The sequence below is a fragment of the Brachyspira murdochii DSM 12563 genome, from assembly GCF_000092845.1.
GTDB classification, from domain to species: Bacteria; Spirochaetota; Brachyspiria; order Brachyspirales; family Brachyspiraceae; genus Brachyspira; species Brachyspira murdochii.
On the sequence record NC_014150.1, the window covers coordinates 1,524,953 to 1,541,896 of the forward strand.

22 protein-coding genes are annotated in these 16,944 nt (G+C 29.1%); all 22 read right to left on the reverse strand.

Annotated elements, in window-relative coordinates; genetic code table 11:
• Positions 1-88: 88 nt before the first annotated feature.
• The 22 genes from BMUR_RS15180 to murA all read right to left on the reverse strand — a co-directional run bounded on the left by BMUR_RS15180 (position 89) and on the right by murA (position 16,926).
• Positions 89-217 (reverse strand): hypothetical protein, encoded by a 129-nt coding sequence (locus tag BMUR_RS15180; RefSeq protein WP_008729085.1) that lies wholly within the window; start codon positions 215-217, stop codon positions 89-91.
• A complete protein-coding gene (locus BMUR_RS06630) occupies positions 217-1,164 on the reverse strand; it encodes a tyrosine-type recombinase/integrase (RefSeq protein WP_013113830.1) in 948 nt (315 codons plus the stop codon). The genes BMUR_RS15180 and BMUR_RS06630 overlap by 1 nt, the downstream gene beginning before the upstream one ends.
• Before the next feature lie 78 nt (positions 1,165-1,242).
• Entirely contained in the window at positions 1,243-1,650 is a 408-nt protein-coding gene (locus tag BMUR_RS06635; RefSeq protein WP_013113831.1) for a single-stranded DNA-binding protein, read from the reverse strand.
• A gap of 174 nt (positions 1,651-1,824) precedes the next feature.
• Entirely contained in the window at positions 1,825-2,175 is a 351-nt protein-coding gene (locus BMUR_RS06640; protein WP_013113832.1) for a hypothetical protein, read from the reverse strand.
• Between the two features lie 22 nt (positions 2,176-2,197).
• A complete protein-coding gene (locus BMUR_RS06645; protein WP_013113833.1) occupies positions 2,198-2,368 on the reverse strand; it encodes a hypothetical protein in 171 nt (56 codons plus the stop codon).
• A complete protein-coding gene (locus tag BMUR_RS06650) occupies positions 2,365-2,595 on the reverse strand; it encodes a hypothetical protein (protein WP_013113834.1) in 231 nt (76 codons plus the stop codon). The genes BMUR_RS06645 and BMUR_RS06650 overlap by 4 nt, the downstream gene beginning before the upstream one ends.
• 3 nt (positions 2,596-2,598) lie before the next feature.
• Positions 2,599-2,799 (reverse strand): hypothetical protein, encoded by a 201-nt coding sequence (locus BMUR_RS06655; RefSeq protein WP_013113835.1) that lies wholly within the window; start codon positions 2,797-2,799, stop codon positions 2,599-2,601.
• Positions 2,800-2,802: 3 nt separating this feature from the next.
• Positions 2,803-2,997: a hypothetical protein gene (locus BMUR_RS06660; protein WP_013113836.1), complete on the reverse strand. Its 195-nt coding sequence runs from the start codon at positions 2,995-2,997 to the stop codon at positions 2,803-2,805.
• A 30-nt stretch (positions 2,998-3,027) separates the two neighbouring features.
• A complete protein-coding gene (locus BMUR_RS06665; protein ID WP_013113837.1) occupies positions 3,028-3,747 on the reverse strand; it encodes an N-6 DNA methylase in 720 nt (239 codons plus the stop codon).
• Positions 3,744-4,133: a hypothetical protein gene (locus BMUR_RS06670; protein ID WP_013113838.1), complete on the reverse strand. Its 390-nt coding sequence runs from the start codon at positions 4,131-4,133 to the stop codon at positions 3,744-3,746. Before BMUR_RS06670 ends, BMUR_RS06665 begins: the two co-directional genes overlap by 4 nt.
• Positions 4,123-4,977 (reverse strand): hypothetical protein, encoded by an 855-nt coding sequence (locus BMUR_RS06675; protein ID WP_013113839.1) that lies wholly within the window; start codon positions 4,975-4,977, stop codon positions 4,123-4,125. Before BMUR_RS06675 ends, BMUR_RS06670 begins: the two co-directional genes overlap by 11 nt.
• Positions 4,974-5,201: a hypothetical protein gene (locus BMUR_RS06680; RefSeq protein WP_013113840.1), complete on the reverse strand. Its 228-nt coding sequence runs from the start codon at positions 5,199-5,201 to the stop codon at positions 4,974-4,976. The genes BMUR_RS06675 and BMUR_RS06680 overlap by 4 nt, the downstream gene beginning before the upstream one ends.
• A gap of 12 nt (positions 5,202-5,213) precedes the next feature.
• Positions 5,214-5,483 carry an HNH endonuclease signature motif containing protein gene (locus BMUR_RS06685; protein WP_013113841.1) on the reverse strand — a complete coding sequence of 90 codons (270 nt, stop codon included), beginning with the start codon at positions 5,481-5,483 and terminating at the stop codon, positions 5,214-5,216.
• A gap of 62 nt (positions 5,484-5,545) precedes the next feature.
• Positions 5,546-5,836: a nucleotide modification associated domain-containing protein gene (locus tag BMUR_RS06690; RefSeq protein ID WP_013113842.1), complete on the reverse strand. Its 291-nt coding sequence runs from the start codon at positions 5,834-5,836 to the stop codon at positions 5,546-5,548.
• 185 nt (positions 5,837-6,021) lie between these two features.
• The gene (locus BMUR_RS06695) at positions 6,022-6,873 is read right to left on the reverse strand and encodes an AAA family ATPase (RefSeq protein ID WP_013113843.1); all 852 of its coding nucleotides are present in this window, start codon (positions 6,871-6,873) and stop codon (positions 6,022-6,024) included.
• Positions 6,839-7,738 carry a hypothetical protein gene (locus BMUR_RS06700; RefSeq protein ID WP_013113844.1) on the reverse strand — a complete coding sequence of 300 codons (900 nt, stop codon included), beginning with the start codon at positions 7,736-7,738 and terminating at the stop codon, positions 6,839-6,841. The genes BMUR_RS06695 and BMUR_RS06700 overlap by 35 nt, the downstream gene beginning before the upstream one ends.
• A gap of 507 nt (positions 7,739-8,245) precedes the next feature.
• Complete coding sequence (locus BMUR_RS06710) at positions 8,246-8,911, reverse strand: flavin reductase (protein WP_013113845.1); 666 nt, start codon at positions 8,909-8,911, stop codon at positions 8,246-8,248.
• 147 nt (positions 8,912-9,058) lie between these two features.
• Complete coding sequence (locus tag BMUR_RS06715; protein ID WP_013113846.1) at positions 9,059-10,432, reverse strand: alanine/glycine:cation symporter family protein; 1,374 nt, start codon at positions 10,430-10,432, stop codon at positions 9,059-9,061.
• A gap of 78 nt (positions 10,433-10,510) precedes the next feature.
• Positions 10,511-11,620 carry an alanine racemase gene (gene alr / locus BMUR_RS06720; protein WP_013113847.1) on the reverse strand — a complete coding sequence of 370 codons (1,110 nt, stop codon included), beginning with the start codon at positions 11,618-11,620 and terminating at the stop codon, positions 10,511-10,513.
• Between the two features lie 167 nt (positions 11,621-11,787).
• The gene (locus tag BMUR_RS06725) at positions 11,788-14,661 is read right to left on the reverse strand and encodes a methyl-accepting chemotaxis protein (protein ID WP_013113848.1); all 2,874 of its coding nucleotides are present in this window, start codon (positions 14,659-14,661) and stop codon (positions 11,788-11,790) included.
• Between the two features lie 119 nt (positions 14,662-14,780).
• The gene (flgF, locus tag BMUR_RS06730; protein ID WP_013113849.1) at positions 14,781-15,629 is read right to left on the reverse strand and encodes a flagellar basal-body rod protein FlgF; all 849 of its coding nucleotides are present in this window, start codon (positions 15,627-15,629) and stop codon (positions 14,781-14,783) included.
• Positions 15,630-15,648: 19 nt separating this feature from the next.
• Positions 15,649-16,926 carry a UDP-N-acetylglucosamine 1-carboxyvinyltransferase gene (gene murA / locus BMUR_RS06735; protein ID WP_013113850.1) on the reverse strand — a complete coding sequence of 426 codons (1,278 nt, stop codon included), beginning with the start codon at positions 16,924-16,926 and terminating at the stop codon, positions 15,649-15,651.
• Between the last annotated feature and the right edge of the window lie 18 nt (positions 16,927-16,944).

Here is a 16,944-nt window from a genome sequence, read left to right on the forward strand (position 1 = left end):
GTTTCATTACGAATAATAATACCTCTGCGTAAGCTTTGTGTAGTATTATTATATAGTTGCGATAACATAAATTATCGCAACACTGTATCTAATTGATATAATCTAAAATAAGTTTTTTAATATACTTACGTACGCTCATATTATTTTCTTTAGCTAATCTTTTTAATAGCTTATATTCTTTATAATTAAATCTGCAAACTACTAATCTTTTTTTCATTATTCTACCTCCAAACTTTTTAAGTATATTCCTGTTATAGCTATACTGCTATGATTTAATGCCTGTCTAATGAGTTCTATATCTTTGGTTTGTTTGTATAAAGTAACAGCAAAATAATGCCTTATATCATGTATAGAATATGCAGCTTTTATTTTACCTTGCTGATATAAACGCTTTGAACTTCTATAAAAAATGTTTCTTATCACTTCAGAACTTTTATTTTTGAAAGGATTATTAAAAGAAAGATTATTCTGTTTCGCTCTGCGGGCTTTAGCCAATAATTTAATAACTTTATCTGTAACTTTCCAGCTTATTTCCTTGCCTTTTGAATATGAATAATATTTGTTATTTCTTATTTCTAGTTTAGGTAAAGCACCAACACGTACTCCGCATTCCATTATAAAAATGATGGCCACTTTTATAAGAGGATCTGCTATATCTTTAATTATTAATTCAATTTCTTTTTTAGTTGGGACTTCAAGTCTTTTTTTGTTCTTCACAGGCGGACGAGTTTTTGTACCTCGAAAAGGATTTTTCATAAACGGATATCTTCTCTCTAAAAAAGAAAAGAAAGAGGAACATGAAGAAACTAATGCACGTATACTTAAATTAGAAAGTTCACTTGAATTGACTTCCGTTATAAAATCATCAGCTTCTCTTGCTTTAATAAATAAAATATTTTTCTTATTCATTTTGCAGTATTCCTCTAGTTTATTAAGTCCGTTTCTATATTGTCTTTTTGTGTGATTGCTTTTTGTTTTTGAACATTGCTTAAAAAAGTTTTCTTTTTCTATTTCATAATCTATCTGTTTAATAAGCTGCTCTTCTTTCATATAGTCAAGTATATTTAAGTAGTTAGCTTGCTTAATGAGAAGTTCCGCTTGTTTTTCTGTTATTATATTATTATTGTTTTGTACTATTAATTTATTATTGCTTTTAGAAGCCATGTTTATACCTTTTTATTAAATTAAAGACAAAAGCCTTCATTTAATAAAAAGAATATAAACTTTTATAACTATGTATTATTAAAACGGTACCTCCTCACCGAGTAGGTGCCTATCGGCATCATCTTCCTGACTATTATTTTCTACTGCATTATTCACATCTTTTTTATCAGCAAGCATCTGCATTGACTGCATAATTATTCTCACTTTAGATTTAGTAGTGTTTGTATTTTTATCCTGCCATCTTTCCTGCCTTAGTGTTCCGCATATTAAAACTTGCTTTCCTTTTATAAGATATTTACTTACTGTTTCTGCTAATTTTCCAAAAGCTACTATATCAAAATAATTTACTTCTGTAGTATTTTTTGTAATTACATAATAATTGTTTGCTATAGAAAACTCAGCAATTTCCATTCCTCCTTGTGTATATTTTCGCTGCGGGTCAGCAGTTAGCCTTCCTATTAATGTTACAATGTTATGATCGCTCATTATATTTCACTCCATATTAATTAATGTTATTCATATTCTATATAATCCCTAATTAAAATATTGCTGCATTTGCCATGCTTAATTCTTTTTATAGTATTAATTAAAAGCCTGTTTTCAAGTCCTTTATCAATTTTGAATGCACCGCTTTTTTTCTGTATTTTAAAATTACCATTATCATAATACCATATTAATCCCCATCCGATAGGGTAAGTCCTCTTTTTTTATTAATCCTTCAGGACATACATAATATCTATTTGTACCTATAGAAGATTTAAAAGTTTCTATACGCATTTTACTATCTAATTTATAAACTATCCTATGTGGTTTTAATAAATCCCTTCTAAAATCTTTTATATCTGTTTTTATTTCATAAAGAGTTGTATTTGAATAGTTATCAAATATTAATACATCAGGATTTTCCTTCACTAATAAACATTTATATTCTATCAAAGCAATACTTTCCAAAAAATATTTAGCTGTAAGACAGCATAGATCCGAATGTGTTATTTTTTTTATTTTTTTCATTTTACTATACCTATTTCATTGCTTAAAAGTTTAGCTTTATTAATATATCACAAAGTAAAGAAGCAATATTTGATAAAAAGAAACAAAGTAAATAGAAAGCCTTAGCTATATCATTTTTTGATGTTATACTAATAAAAATACATATAACACTAAATATTCCAAAACTTATAGAACCTATTTGATAAACCATCATTTTATAACCTTATTCAATATATTTTCTATTGCCTGCATATAAAACCCCAAACTATGATGACACTCCAATCTCTCATTATTTATAGTTAAAAATAATTCATTTTTCTTTTTTACTTTTTTATAACTAACATTAATATTTTTGTATTTATATTTTAATATTCCTAGAATATCATTCATTCTTCTGAACTCATCATTTACATCATTATAATTAATAATCGCTTTAATCATTTTTTATATCTCTACTATATCAAATAATGAGCTTAGAACATTATAATATTTATTATATTCATCTTCTGAATCACATTCTATTGTTGTAGGCAATCCGCTATCTAAAGTAAATATCCTTATGCTCTTTTTATTTTCATCAAAATAAATATTTGATATACAGTTTATATTTATTAAATATTTTTTAATAAAAATACCTTTCAGCATAAATTACTCCTCATATTCACAAACAATCGTTATTGGAATACCCATATACTTTGATAAACCTTCTAAGCATGATATACAAAGTTTACCTTCTTTTTCTTTCTCTTTTTCTATACCATCTTTATCTTTATATTTAATATTTATTTGTCCTTCCAATATCTCATCATCATTTATATTTTTTTTACATATATCACAAATCATTTTTACACTCCGTTTTTTATTATTTAAGGTTTATATATCTTTTATTAATTCCAACATTTTATTGCACTTTTTTTCTATCCGAAGTCTTTCACCGCATCTATTTAAAATATATCCGAGTGTATAAAACCTATCAAAAACTTCCATACTTAATGTATTGCAATGCTGTATTAAAGCAGAAGCTCCTATTAAGTTTAATTGTATAAATGACATATATACACACATCAAATCTAAATCATTAATATTCCATATTAATTTTTCTGCATAATTATAGCCTAATTCTTCTACTATCTGACATGAAGCTATAACAATTCCTCCGCTTCCTGCTGCTGGTTCATTGCAGTAAATAAAAGATTTACTTTCCAATAATGATTTATCAAAATTAATTTTATTCATACAGTATGATAATTCATAAGGTGTAAAAAATTGACCTTTGAAATCATTTTTTAATTCAAGTTCTTGAAATAAAACTCCTAATACATCCTGATATCTGTTACTCTGGTATTCATTTACTAATCCTAATTTAAATGCATTAAAAAACTCCATTTCATTTTCATCATAAGCAACAGCAATTTTTTTAAATTGTTCTATTCTTTTTTCCTTATCTTCCATATTAAGACTTATTCCTATTGCAATATTTAATGCTGTCATAGCTATAAAATCATAAAATACTTTAGCTATTGTATGTTTATAAGCAACATTCTTTAATATGTTATACAGATTTTTATATTTAGATGATTTTAATTTATTCATTTTTTATTTCCCTTATTCTTTTTTATATATTTATACAAAGTTTCTTTATTATCTTTGACTTTATATAATATATCCAAAACAACATCTTCAGGTTTTTTCTTAGTGTTTATAGCAGTTTGATATATAAGTGTTGCATATCCTATTAAAATATCTTCATAGCTGCCTTTGGTTTTTATCAGGGTTTGATTTTCTTTTGTATTATCAAATATTATAATAGTGTCTTTCATTATATCTTTCCATTTATCATATTCATATATCTTGTTTTTATTATTAAGTTCTTCTATAATTAAATCTATTTTTTCCCTATCTTCTTCAGATTGTTTAAACTCCCATGAATAAGGCTCTTCTAAATCGATAAGTTTAATAAAATGCTTTTTAATAATCAAAAAGCATTTTATTGCCTTCGCTATCAACTTTATCACCATCTGCATCAAAATCCCAATTATTTATATTATCAGTATCTACACTTAATGGATCTTCATCTTCATCTATTATTTTATAATTAGACTGTTCTTCATCTTCTGAGAAAGACATTATCTCATTGTTTTCTTTTAATGTTTCTTCAAAAGATTTATTTTCTCTTTTATCAATTTCTTTTTGTATATCTTCTTTATAATGATCATTCATTGTAACTTTATTCAATTCTTTTAACTCATCAATAGTAAGCTCTGATAGTCTTCTGCCCTGTGTTATTTTATTTTCAAGCTCTCTGCTTTTATTAAACTTCCTGCCTTGTAAAATATGTTTTGCAGTTTCTGTGGTATTATATAAAGCTGATAATTCTTTATCTAATGGAATTATTTTCTCAAGTTCTTCGTCTGTCAGTTCATTGTATGCTCTGCCATTTGTTATAGATTGTATTTTATTTTCAAGCTCAGTTTTTCTTGATATTTCTTTTATTGGTTTTTCTACTTCTTCTATATTGTTATCATCAATATATTCACCTCGTTTTTTCAATTCTTCTATAACTCTATTTCTATATCCTTCTTGTAAATTATAATTTGAAAGATATTGTTTTAATGAAATAGTATTTATTAGAATCCATACAGTTCCTTTGTACTCACCTATAGGACATACAGAAAAATCAATATTTTCTTTTTTCTCATTGCTGCTATTTTTTGATATAAACCTCTGTATAGCATTCATAATAGTATTAGCTTCTGCTTTATTGTCAGACTTAAAAGTTATGCCAAAAAGTCCATTATCTTCTACAAAGTTTAGCTCTCTCATTCTTCATTCCTTTTTTCTAATTCCGTTTTTAATCTTACTGCCTCTTTTATAATATCAATAAAACCATCAGCAGGTACATTTTCTTTATTGGTTACAAAGTATATAAACTCAGTCAACAAATAAATAGTATCTTCGCTGCTAATATTTTTAGCATCGATAATAATACGTTCTTCTTTATTATCTCGTTCTATATGTATATATTGTTTTTGACTATCTATTTTCATAATCATATCCTATTAATAATCTTTCTTTTTATTTCCAAAAGCTCCATCTTCTTTTGCTGTTTTTCTGCTATGACACCTTTTGCATAAAGCCTGCAGATTATTTTTATCATAAAACAGAGGATCATCTTCGCTTTCTATTCTTTTTATATGGTCCACATGTTCAGCAAAGTTATGGCATTCCTCAAAGTTTTTGCAAAGCGGATTTTCTTTCAAAAAACTTTCTCTAAAAGCACGCCATTTTTTGCTTTTGTATCTTTTATATGCTTTTTCATCTCTTCTCATTGCTGCTATGTTCGAACCCGCCTAATATACCCGAGCAAACAAGTTTACTCGGCGGCGGTTTCTCACTTTCCTCCTTTATTACTACCTTGTTCTTTTAGATAAATACTAAAAAGAACTGCATAGCCTGCTATATCAAATACAGTATCAATAATACTTTCCTCTACCATTGGCTTTTCTTTTGATAGTATAAGAGTTTTTAATCTGTTTAATTTATCTTCTATTCTTATTAATCCTATGCTTATACCGTACTCATGCAATGTTTTATCATAACTATTTCCATAATCTTTATTCTTCTTAATTAATAAGTTTTTAAGCTCTTCACATTCATTAATAATTAAATCTTCTTTATTCATTTTTTACCTCCTGATTTTTGAACATCTTATTTACAAGTTATCAACATTGTTGACAACTTATAAACATAGAATTATTCATTATTAGCTATCTCATCTTCTATATCAGTTAGCACTGATTCAAAATCTTCATATTTTCCTCTTTTAATAAAATCTTATATAAATAATCAAAATAATATTTTGACTATTTAAGCAGTTATTAATTCTTTATACTTCTGCATTTCTATTTCTATAATTTTTAAGTTTAATAGTCTGCTTGTAAGTCTGCCTTTCATATATTCAGAATCAGTTTTTTTATTCAAACTCTTTAATAAATCATCATAGCTTTTATTTGATGTCAGTATCACAGTTTTTTCTCCGCTTCTTATATTATCAAATATTTTATAGTATCCATCTATGGCATAATGAAAGCCTACGCTGTCAATATCATCTATCATAATAATATCTGCATTTTTGGCATTATCTATTTTTTTATCAATAGTGGCTTTCATATCTTTATCTTTAGCATTTTGATTAAATAAATTTTTATGCAAATCTTCAAAATGGCTAGCCTTCATATACATTACTTTGATGTTATTAATAACATATATCTGCCATAACATTTTTAGCATTGTAGTTTTACCTGTTCCGCTCTTCCCTCTGAAATATAATGACATTGTACTTCCTACATTCAAATATTTTTTTATAGAATTAATCAGCTCAGTTTGATTAAATCTTTTTGCAAAAATATCCAAAGTCATTTCATTATCTAATGTGCCGAATACTAAATTATATGTTTTTATAAGGTTATCAATTCTTTCTATCTTTTCTGATATTTTAGTTTTTTCATCGCTTACACAGTCGCACATAGTAGGCAGACTGTATCGTCTTCCTGAAAAACTTAAATCATCTGAAACTTTTAAAAATCCATCCTCATCGCATTTAGTACATTTTGGGTCTTTTCCGTCCCTTGCTGTTTTTTTTAATTCTTCCAAATATTTTTTATAGCTTTGCAGACAATATCCGTTATCCGCAATTTGCAATTTGTGAATACGCATCATCTAGGTTTCCTCCTTCTTCTATAATTTTTAATAAATAATTCAGTTTATCAATTCCGCTTGGTATTGTGTATTTTTTTGTTTCTTCGCTTTGAGTTTTATTTTCTTTGTTATCATTATTTTTTGTACTTTCATTTTTTTGGCATAAAGCCATTTTCAATAAATCCTGCAGTTTCATAGCATATCTTTTTTCTACTGGTAATTTATAAAATGCATTTTTTGTAATTTCTAAAACATCATCAATATTGTTATTTACTCTGTTTTTAAAGATTTTTATTAAATGCATTTTATAAGGAGCTCTTACCGAGTAGTCTAATTTTTCAAGCAATAACTCTTCATACAATTTTTTAAACTTTTCTAAAAACTCACTTTGAAGCTGAAGCTCTTTTATCTCTTCATCATCTGTTAAAAGTTTTGCAGGATATATTGGATTTTCGTCCACATCTTCATTAAACAAACTAGGCTCATCATATATCACAGTAACAGGAGCTTCGAGATTCTGAAGTTTTTTATCCTCTTCTTTCAGCTCTTCAATTTTATTTTTCAAATTAGTAAAATCGTATACAAGACCTTTTCTTATAACTTTTTTGTCTTTATACTCTGTAGCTATTTTTATTTTTAAATAGCCTTTTGCTTTTAAACTTTTTCTTTGTTTTGAAAAATGAGTTTTTCTGCTAGTTATATATTTGTCTTTTATATCTTGTATATTTTTATTTGTTAAATGAAATATCCAGCATATAAACTCAAACTCGCTTAATGATAATCCTAATCTGTTTCTGTATTCCATAATTTCAAAAGGTATTGCCAACAGATCTGCAGGATAATCTATTTTTCCGTAAAGTGCTGAAAACTTTTCTAACTCTGCCATTATTCTGCCTCACCAAATATATTTTTATAAGTCAATTTTCGTACTAACATTAAACCGCCTCCGTGATAGTATTTTTTTATTACTCCTTCTGCAGTGATAAAAATTATTAAGGCAAAGAACTGCCTAAATGATTTAAATAAATTTATGCTGCATTTGTTTTTGATATTTTTTAGCAGGAATGCTAATTGATGAAATAAACTCTGTTCTTTATCTAAAAAAGTCAAGCATAACTTTTTAGTTGCAATTATTATCGAGATTTTTAAGGATTGTTGTTGTTTTAAATCTAGTATGCGATGAACACATACTAGATTTTTTATTGTGTCGATTTTTATTGTGAAAGAATATTGTAAAACTCGTACCGCTTTCCATAGTCTTAGAAAATTCGTTAAAATTAAAAATTTTCAGTATATACTAATTATCTATAAAAAATTTAATCAAATAAAAACAATAAGGCAGTACATATAAAAATGCACTGCCAATTGGGGTAAAAATTAGTTTGATTTATTATTATGAGATTTTTTCAAAATTACTTTTAGGCTCTCCGCATATAGGACATACCCAATCGCTAGGTAAATCCTCAAATGGAACACTGCCCTTATACTCAAATCCGCATATTTTACATCTGTAAACAGCTTTAACCTCTTCTTTTTTTTCTTCTTTCTTCTCTTCTTTGTATGCATTTGCAGTAGAAGCATTAGGAGGAGTTTTACCTTTAACTACATTGTGATAGTAGGCATATGTCATAGAATTAGCCTCATTATCAAATATGTCGGCATCGATTAATTCTCCTATAAATATAGTATGAGTATAAACTTCTAATGTATTAACTACTTTGCATATTAAATAAGCATTAGCAGCCTTTATTATAGGAAGACCTTCCTTCATTTCATAAGATACATTTTCAAATTTATTAACATCTCTTGAACTTCTAAACCCAAATCCGCCTATCAAAACACCATCGCTTTTCTCAGAAAGAATAGAAAGAGCAAATTTACCAGTTTTCTTTATGCATTCATTAGTGTAGTTATTTTTATTAACACTAATCATTATAGTAGTAGGAGTAGAAGTTATTTGAGTAGAAGTATTAATAGTGCACCCTACAGGTTTATCTCCGTCAAGAGTAGTTAAAATATACATTCCGTATGAAAGTTTAGTTAAAGCAAAAGTGTTCATAAGAGCTGTCCTTATTAATAATAATTACTAATTATATATTAATTCTATAAAAAATCAATACTAAATAGTAATTTTAAAATAAAAATAATAAAAAACCCCGCTTATAATTTAAGCAGGGTTATAAATATAAAGTTATATAAAAAATTATTAATCTTTCATTCTAGTAGAATTAGGATCTTTTAAATAATCTCTAGTAAGCTGAGCGATTTTTGGGGAAAGGATTAAAAGCCCTATTAAGTTAGGTATAGCCATAAGTCCGTTTAGAGTATCAGCTATAGCCCAAATCAAATCTAATTGGCTAACAGCACCTACAATACCAACTGCCAAAAATATCACTCTGTAAGAAAGAGAAGCAATTTTATTTCTTTTAGTAAGATAACCCAAAGCAACAACGCCATAATGCGACCAACCTACAAAAGTGGAGAAAGCAAATAATATTAAAGAAATAGTAAGAACTACAGAACCAGCATGTCCTAAATTAGCTCCGAAAGAAGCCGAAATCAATTCAGCACCATTTAATTTAGTGCCCTGATTCATTTCTAAGAATATGATAGCCATAAGCCCAGTTAAAGTACAAACGAAAAAAGTATCAATAAGTACTTCAAATATACCCCACAAACCTTGTTCTATAGGGTTTTTAGAGTTACTCGCACCATGAGCCATAGGAGCAGTACCTAAACCAGCTTCGTTAGAAAATACACCGCGTGCAAAACCGAATTTCATACCCATCATAATAGTATATCCCATAAATCCGGCACCTACTTGTTTTAAAGAAAATGCTTCTTGAAATATACGCTGGAATGCATGAGGAATTCTGCCTGCATTCATAATAAGTATAACTATACCAGCAACTATATATATAACACACATTACTGGAACTAATTTTTCTGTAACAGTGGCTATTCTTTTGATACCGCCTATAATTATAACAGCAGTTAAAGCCACTACTATGACACCGGTTACTATATGAGGCACTCCGAAGTTCTGATTAACAACAGCAGCCATAGCATTAGTCTGTGTCATATTTCCAGCCCCGAAACAAGCTAAAGCAGCAAAAGCAGCAAATATACTTCCAAGCCAAGGAAGATTAGCACCTTTAGATATATAGTACATAGGTCCTCCATGGTGATGACCTTCGCTGTCTTTTACTCTATAATGCACAGCAAGGAGCACTTCCGAGTATTTTGTAACCATACCGAAAAAAGCAGCAAACCACATCCAAAATAATGCCCCGGGACCGCCTGCTACAATTGCAGTGGTAACGCCTGCAATATTTCCGGTTCCAACAGTGCTAGCCAATGCAGTACTAACTGCTTGGAAAGGGGTAATATTATCGTCTGGGTCTTGTTTTTTTGCCAATGCTCCGAAAGTATGCTTTACCCATAAAGGAATCTTGGTTATTTGCAAAAAACCTGTCCTAATGCTTAAAAATATTCCAGTACCTACTAATAGTGTAAGCATTACTGGACCCCATACAAAACTGTTAATGATGCCGTTAATTTTTGCTATCATTTCTACCATAATACTCTCCTTTTTTGTTTAATTTATTTTATGTATTTTTAGTATAACTCCTTATTAAAGATATTATTTTATTTTTTATCAGGCATTTTTATAAACTCTGGTAACTCTATCTCCTATATTAACTAAAACCTCATGGCTGATGCTGTCTATACGTTTAGCCAAAGTATTGGCATTAAGTCTTTTATCATTACCAAATATTAAAACATCATCTTCTGTTTTTATATCATCATTTCCTATCTCTATAATGATAGAATCCATACACACTCTTCCGCGTAAAGGATAATATTTGCCGTTAATTTTTACCTCCCAATTATTAGATAATTTTCTTGAAACCCCATCAGCATAACCTATAGGAACAACAGCTATATTAGTATCCCTATCTGCCCTCCAAGTCATACCATATGAAATACTCTCCCCCTTTTTTATTTTTCTAATTAAAACAACTTTTGATTTCAAATTAAGTATTGGCTTGATACCTAAATCATATGCCTCATCATATGTATAGCCGTATAATATTATACCTGCTCTTACCATATCAAAATATGTATTTTTATATGAAAGTAAAGCAGCAGAATTAGCTGTATGGACATTATTTATCACTATTCCATTACTTTTCAGAGTAGTTATTACATTATTAAAAATGTCTATCTGTCTTTGAGTAAACTCTCTAGAATAGTCATCTTGCATATCAGCAGCAGCATAATGCGTATTTATACCTTCTATACTTAAAGTACTGTAAGATAAAACTTTTTTAGCCAAATCCAAAACGTCCTCAGCCCTAGCCCCCATTCTATTTAGTCCAGTATCTACTTTGATGTATAGTTTCAAAGAACCGCCGTATTTTTTTAGATATCTGTCATAATACTCTAAACATTCATCATTACTTATAATAGGAATCAAATCATACCTGCATACCAATTCTGCTTCCTGTTTAAAATGCTGAAATAATACTATTATAGGCAGTTTAACTCCGCTCTCTCTTATTTTTATACCTTCTTCCACTGTAGCAACACCCAAAGCATCTGCCCCAAACTGCTCTGAAGCCTGAGAAATTTCAACTAAACCATGCCCATAAGCATTAGCCTTTACTATATTTAGTAATTTAACACCATTTGCTATAGAATGTATAATTTCAATATTATTTTTTAGTATTGATAAATCTACTTCCGCTATAGTATAATTAGTCATGATTACTTTCCATAATAATTTTATATTTCCTAGTATAACTATTTTTTATTTTTTTGTCAATAAAATAGTTTTTTATTAATAATTTGATGTGATTTTTTACACTTAAAGAATACAAAAAAGAGTGAGATATTATATCTCACTCTATAGTATATAACAATAATATTAATTTACATTGTAAACATTTCAGGATTTTTATAATCGTCCTTTAACATCTGCAAAACATCTTCATCGCTTTTGAAGTCTTCATTATCCTTTTTGAATTCCTCTTCAAGGCTTTTAAGTTCCATATCCATTTTCTTATCTACTGACATGTCAGTACTATCATTATCTTTTTTATCATTTTCTTCTACATTATCAGCATTAGTAATAAATTTGCTCATAAGTTCATTAAATTTACTGAATATTTCATTCAGCTTACTTGTAGCATTATAGAACTCTTTATTACCTTCAACAGTTTTTACAGAAAGTTCATTCAAAAAGCTCATAGCATGTACAACTTCTTTTGCTCCTGCACTGTTTGCTTCAATAATATCGGAAACTTCTCTGGTAATCTGGTCAAGCAAAGTAATCTGACTGTCTACCACATCACCGCTGTTCATTTGTTCTTTTACGCTTTCTTTAACACCTGTAGTAATATTATTTAAGTGTCTTATAGTTTCAAGTATATCTCTTCCGCCGACTTCAAGCTCGCTGTTTGCAGTATTTATTTCAGAAACAACCCTAGCAGTATTTTCTGACATATCAAGTATATTATCCAAAGACTTACCGCTGTTGCTTGCAAGTTCCACTGTCTCTTCTATTCTTTTTGTAATAGCTTTAATGATATTTGTAATAGATTTAGTATTATCAGCTGTGTGTTCAGCTAAAGACCTAATTTCATCAGCAACAACAGAGAAACCTCTTCCCTGCTCTCCGGCATGTGCTGCCTCAATAGCGGCATTCATCGCAAGAAGGTTAGTCTGTTCAGCAATACCCTGAATAACGTTAACAATCTCTTTAATTTGATCAGAGCTTTCCTCAATACCTCTAACCGCTTCAATAACCTCATCTACTGTATCGCCGCCGTCATGAGCATCAACAAGTAATTTCTTTGAAAAGCTATCTGCTTTATTAACACTCTTTGCCACTGATGTAATATTTGATATCATCTCTTCAATAGAAGCAGAAGTCTGTTCTACCGCTGATGACTGACGCTCCATATTATCATTAATCTTATAAATTGTCTGAAGCAGTTCTTCTACAGCAATAGAAGCTGAAGAAAATGCATGCCTCTGTTGGTCTGTTGAACTCGTTACATTTTGTATAGAAGTAATAATATTATTAACACTTGCTACACTCTCTGTAATGCTTGAACTTTGATCATTGATTCTATTCGTATTCTCATCAATAACTTTCTCTATTACTTTTATCTCATCAAAAACTTTATAGCTTTCTAATTTTAATTCTCCTATAAGATTGTCCAAACTTGATAAAAACAAATTAAAATTATAAACCAAAAGTCCAACCTCATCATTATTTTTAGAAGGTATCCTTTTCCTTAAATCGCCGTTTTTACCTATAAGATCTCTCGTAGATAAATTTGCTTTATTTATAGAGATTAAAAGAAGTTTTAATATAATCAAATATATAGCAAACAGCAATATAAATAAACATATATGAATAGAAGTATACCAAAATATATCTCTGTCTATATTAGATTCTTTAACTATAGTACTAATATCTTTATAAAATAAAGCAACTACATTAAGTTCGGATATATAAGAAGCTATAACTACAGACCTGCTGCCTTCTACAGAAACTATAGGAAATATTTGAAAAACTTTACTTCCAAGAGAATTTTCAAAATTTTCTACATTTGTACTTAATTCTGATGATGATGACAGTATAGAAGATGCACTTTCTGCTATATATCTGCTGTCAGAACCTAGTATTATATCCTTATTTTCTAATCTATATAATAAATGCGACCACTTAGATAGTGTATCATTATTTTTTATAAGTCTGGAAATACCTGATATATTATTTTCTGCTATAAAATATCCAATATTATTTCCAAATAATCTCAATGTAACATAAGATGAAATAAATATATTATTTCTGTCATATACATTAACATTCATAACTATATCATTATTTTCAATTTCATTTTCAAGGAAATTATGCATATATAATGCATCAGAACTTCTTGTTGTATATTTATCTGTACCTGCTTCTTTAGAAATAGTTAAAGAATAAGGTAAATCTGTATTAAGGTAAGGAGCTTCAATATTTAATGATATGCTGTCATATACATTCTTAAGTGTATTATTAAAATATGTCAGCCTGTCAAGAAATTCTGTTTGTATTATTTCTTTACTTATAACATCTCTGCCGTTATACATATTTAATATAAACTCTTTATATTCGTTCATATCATTTTTTATATTATTATTAAAAGAATTAATACGTCCATTTAAATATAAAACTTCATTTAAAGTATCGCTGCTTACCTTATCAAGATATGATGTTTCTTCTAAATTTATATAATTAAGAAGGAAAGTAAATATTAAAATAGAAAAGAACATATACACTATAAAGCCCAATTTAGCTATAAGAGGTATATAAAAAGTAATAACATTTTCTTCTAATTCAAAATTATGAGAAAACATCTTAAATATGAGCATAAATGCACATACCAAAAGAGAAGCATTAATTGTAGCAGCAAATACAGCCATTACAGTAGTATATAGGAAAAGTTTATTTACAATAGAGTAAATAGCAACTTCTATAACACTTCCAGTCAATGAAACTATAAAAAATACAAGAAGCAGTCTAAGTGCCAATTTTATTTCTACATTAGATTTCCATCTTTTTAGATATTTGAAAAAGAAAATAAAGGAAATTATAGCAAATATTATTTTTATTCCATAAATCTGCGGAATTTCTTTATATATAAAAAATAAAATAACATTCCAAACTACAATGTCTATTAATAAATAGATTGGAATAGTAAAAACTTTAAGTCTGCTTATAACATGTTGTTTAAGTTTCTCTAAGACCATAATATCCTCTATTTTGAATAATAATATAGAAAAAGCACTTCTATTTTGAATACTATTATATATTATCGTTTGTTTTTTATCAAAATTTATTTATCAAAAAATGGATCATATAATAAAAATTATACTCTTCCAACCTCATTAATAACTCTGCCCACTAAAGTATCATGAGTAGATATAGTTTTAGAGTTTAATTCATAAGCACGCTGTACTTCTATCATTCTTACCATTTCATTTACTGGATTAACATTGCTCATCTCTAAAAATCTTGATAATACTTTAGGTCTGTCTACACCTTTCTGTGCTATGTATGCAGGACCGCTTATATCTGTATCTACCCAGAAAGATTCTCCTTCTTTTTTTAAATATCTTTCATTATCAAAACGAACTATTTTTAAAGTATCAAGTATCTCTTCATCTTCCCATTCATTATCATTAAACTGTACAAATGTATTGCCGTCCTGATATCTTCTATTGATACTTACTCTGCCTTCTTCATCTATATTGAAGTTATTAGTTTTTATCTGTATATATCCATTTTCACCCATAACTTTATAGCCATGTTTAGTTACAAGATAATGATCTTTATCTATTAAAAAACTGCCGTTTCTTGTATAACGCTCCCCATGAGGAGTTTCTACAGCAAAAAATCCTTTATCCCCCAAAGCTATATCAAGCTGATTGCCAGTCTCTCTTAAAGAACCCTGCTCCCATTCTGTAAAAACCTCATTAACTTCTACACCTGTACCCATTCTTCCTACATAAGGTCTTACATCTGTTGAACCAAGCGGAAATATTACTACACCGTCATCTTCTGTTCTTGCTGCCATCATCTCTGGAAAAGATTTGAAGCTTACTGTATCTCTTTTAAATCCCGGTTTATCAACATTAGCCAAATTATTAGCTACTACATCAAGTCTTGCCTGTTCGGCCATCATGCCGCTTGCACCTGTATAAACACCTCTTACCATTTATAATCCCCCTAATTTATTATAATATATCGTCTTTTTCTCTTTTTGTATCTATATTAACAGCTTTTAATTTTTCTTCCAAATTTTCATAGCCTCTTTCTATATGATAAATTCTATGAACATTAGTAATGCCTTCAGCTACAGCTCCTGCAGCAACCAAAGCAGCACCTGCACGAAGATCGCTTGCCTGTACATCAGCTCCTGAAAGTTTCTTTCCGCCATTAACTACTATATCAGAAGTATTGAGCTCAATATCCGCACCCATACGAATAAGTTCCGGAACATGGCTAAATCTGTCCGGATAAATACCTTCTATAAGTTCGCTTTTTCCATTGATTGTACAAGCTAATGCTGTATATATTGCCTGCAAATCTGTAGGGAAACCCGGATAAGGCAAAGTTTCTACTTTAAAAGGCTTTAACTCTCTATTTGAGGCATCAATCTCTATAGTTGTATCTGTAGTTTTTATATCGCAGCCTATATCTGAGAGCAAATCTAGCACAAAGCTTAAGTGTTTAGGCTCGGCATTTTCTAGTTTTAATTTTCCTCTTCCAGCTGCTGCTATTGCTAAAAAAGTACCTGTCTCTATTCTGTCTGGTATAACTGTAAACTCAGCACCATGAAGATAATCAACTCCTTCTATAGTAATAGTATCAGTACCACCACCTGTTATTTTTGCTCCCATAGCATTAAGCAAATCTACAAGATTAACACATTCAGGCTCTTTGGCTGCATTTCGTATAATAGTAGTTCCTTTAGCTAAAGATGCCGCCATCATAACATTGTCTGTTCCCAAAACTGTAGGTCCGAACTTGCCAGACAAATCCATATCAGCACCTATAAGATTATCCTCTACTTTAGCATCAATATATCCGGCTGTTATATCTATTTTAGCTCCTAATGCCTCCATTCCTTTTAAATGCAGGTCTATTGGTCTCGGCCCGAAAGCACAGCCGCCCGGATATGATACTCGGCAATGCTTTCGTTTCGCTAGAAGAGGCCCTAATACTATAATAGAGCCTCTCATCTTTTTTACAAGTTTATAAGGAGCTTCTTCACTTTTACCGTTATGCGATATTATCACAGTAGTATTATTCTTAAAATCTACTTTCTTACCTAAAGGCTCTAATATATCTATAAGCACATGAACATCTGCTAAATCAGGCACATTATGAAGTATGACAGGTTCATCTGTTAGAATAGACGCTACAAGTAATGGTAACGAGGCATTTTTAGAGCCGGATACCTTTAATACTCCTCCAATATTCTTTGAACCTTCTATAACGTATTTATACATATATTTTCCGCCTTTAAA

Excerpts from the sequence above, each read along its gene's own strand:
- BMUR_RS06700 (WP_013113844.1), bottom strand. The coding sequence starts at position 7,738 with ATGGCAGAGTTAGAAAAGTTTTCAGCACTTTACGGAAAAATAGATTAT.
- alr (WP_013113847.1), bottom strand. The coding sequence starts at position 11,620 with ATGACTAATTATACTATAGCGGAAGTAGATTTATCAATACTAAAAAAT.
- BMUR_RS06690 (WP_013113842.1), bottom strand. The coding sequence starts at position 5,836 with ATGAATAAAGAAGATTTAATTATTAATGAATGTGAAGAGCTTAAAAAC.
- BMUR_RS06695 (WP_013113843.1), bottom strand. The coding sequence starts at position 6,873 with ATGATGCGTATTCACAAATTGCAAATTGCGGATAACGGATATTGTCTG.
- flgF (WP_013113849.1), bottom strand. The coding sequence starts at position 15,629 with ATGGTAAGAGGTGTTTATACAGGTGCAAGCGGCATGATGGCCGAACAG.
- BMUR_RS06630 (WP_013113830.1), bottom strand. The coding sequence starts at position 1,164 with ATGGCTTCTAAAAGCAATAATAAATTAATAGTACAAAACAATAATAAT.
- BMUR_RS15180 (WP_008729085.1), bottom strand. The coding sequence starts at position 217 with ATGAAAAAAAGATTAGTAGTTTGCAGATTTAATTATAAAGAATATAAG.
- BMUR_RS06685 (WP_013113841.1), bottom strand. The coding sequence starts at position 5,483 with ATGAGAAGAGATGAAAAAGCATATAAAAGATACAAAAGCAAAAAATGG.
- BMUR_RS06650 (WP_013113834.1), bottom strand. The coding sequence starts at position 2,595 with ATGATTAAAGCGATTATTAATTATAATGATGTAAATGATGAGTTCAGA.
- BMUR_RS06710 (WP_013113845.1), bottom strand. The coding sequence starts at position 8,911 with ATGAACACTTTTGCTTTAACTAAACTTTCATACGGAATGTATATTTTA.
- murA (WP_013113850.1), bottom strand. The coding sequence starts at position 16,926 with ATGTATAAATACGTTATAGAAGGTTCAAAGAATATTGGAGGAGTATTA.
- BMUR_RS06680 (WP_013113840.1), bottom strand. The coding sequence starts at position 5,201 with ATGAAAATAGATAGTCAAAAACAATATATACATATAGAACGAGATAAT.
- BMUR_RS06645 (WP_013113833.1), bottom strand. The coding sequence starts at position 2,368 with ATGATGGTTTATCAAATAGGTTCTATAAGTTTTGGAATATTTAGTGTT.
- BMUR_RS06725 (WP_013113848.1), bottom strand. The coding sequence starts at position 14,661 with ATGGTCTTAGAGAAACTTAAACAACATGTTATAAGCAGACTTAAAGTT.
- BMUR_RS06715 (WP_013113846.1), bottom strand. The coding sequence starts at position 10,432 with ATGGTAGAAATGATAGCAAAAATTAACGGCATCATTAACAGTTTTGTA.
- BMUR_RS06640 (WP_013113832.1), bottom strand. The coding sequence starts at position 2,175 with ATGAAAAAAATAAAAAAAATAACACATTCGGATCTATGCTGTCTTACA.
- BMUR_RS06655 (WP_013113835.1), bottom strand. The coding sequence starts at position 2,799 with ATGCTGAAAGGTATTTTTATTAAAAAATATTTAATAAATATAAACTGT.
- BMUR_RS06665 (WP_013113837.1), bottom strand. The coding sequence starts at position 3,747 with ATGAATAAATTAAAATCATCTAAATATAAAAATCTGTATAACATATTA.
- BMUR_RS06635 (WP_013113831.1), bottom strand. The coding sequence starts at position 1,650 with ATGAGCGATCATAACATTGTAACATTAATAGGAAGGCTAACTGCTGAC.
- BMUR_RS06675 (WP_013113839.1), bottom strand. The coding sequence starts at position 4,977 with ATGAGAGAGCTAAACTTTGTAGAAGATAATGGACTTTTTGGCATAACT.
- BMUR_RS06660 (WP_013113836.1), bottom strand. The coding sequence starts at position 2,997 with ATGATTTGTGATATATGTAAAAAAAATATAAATGATGATGAGATATTG.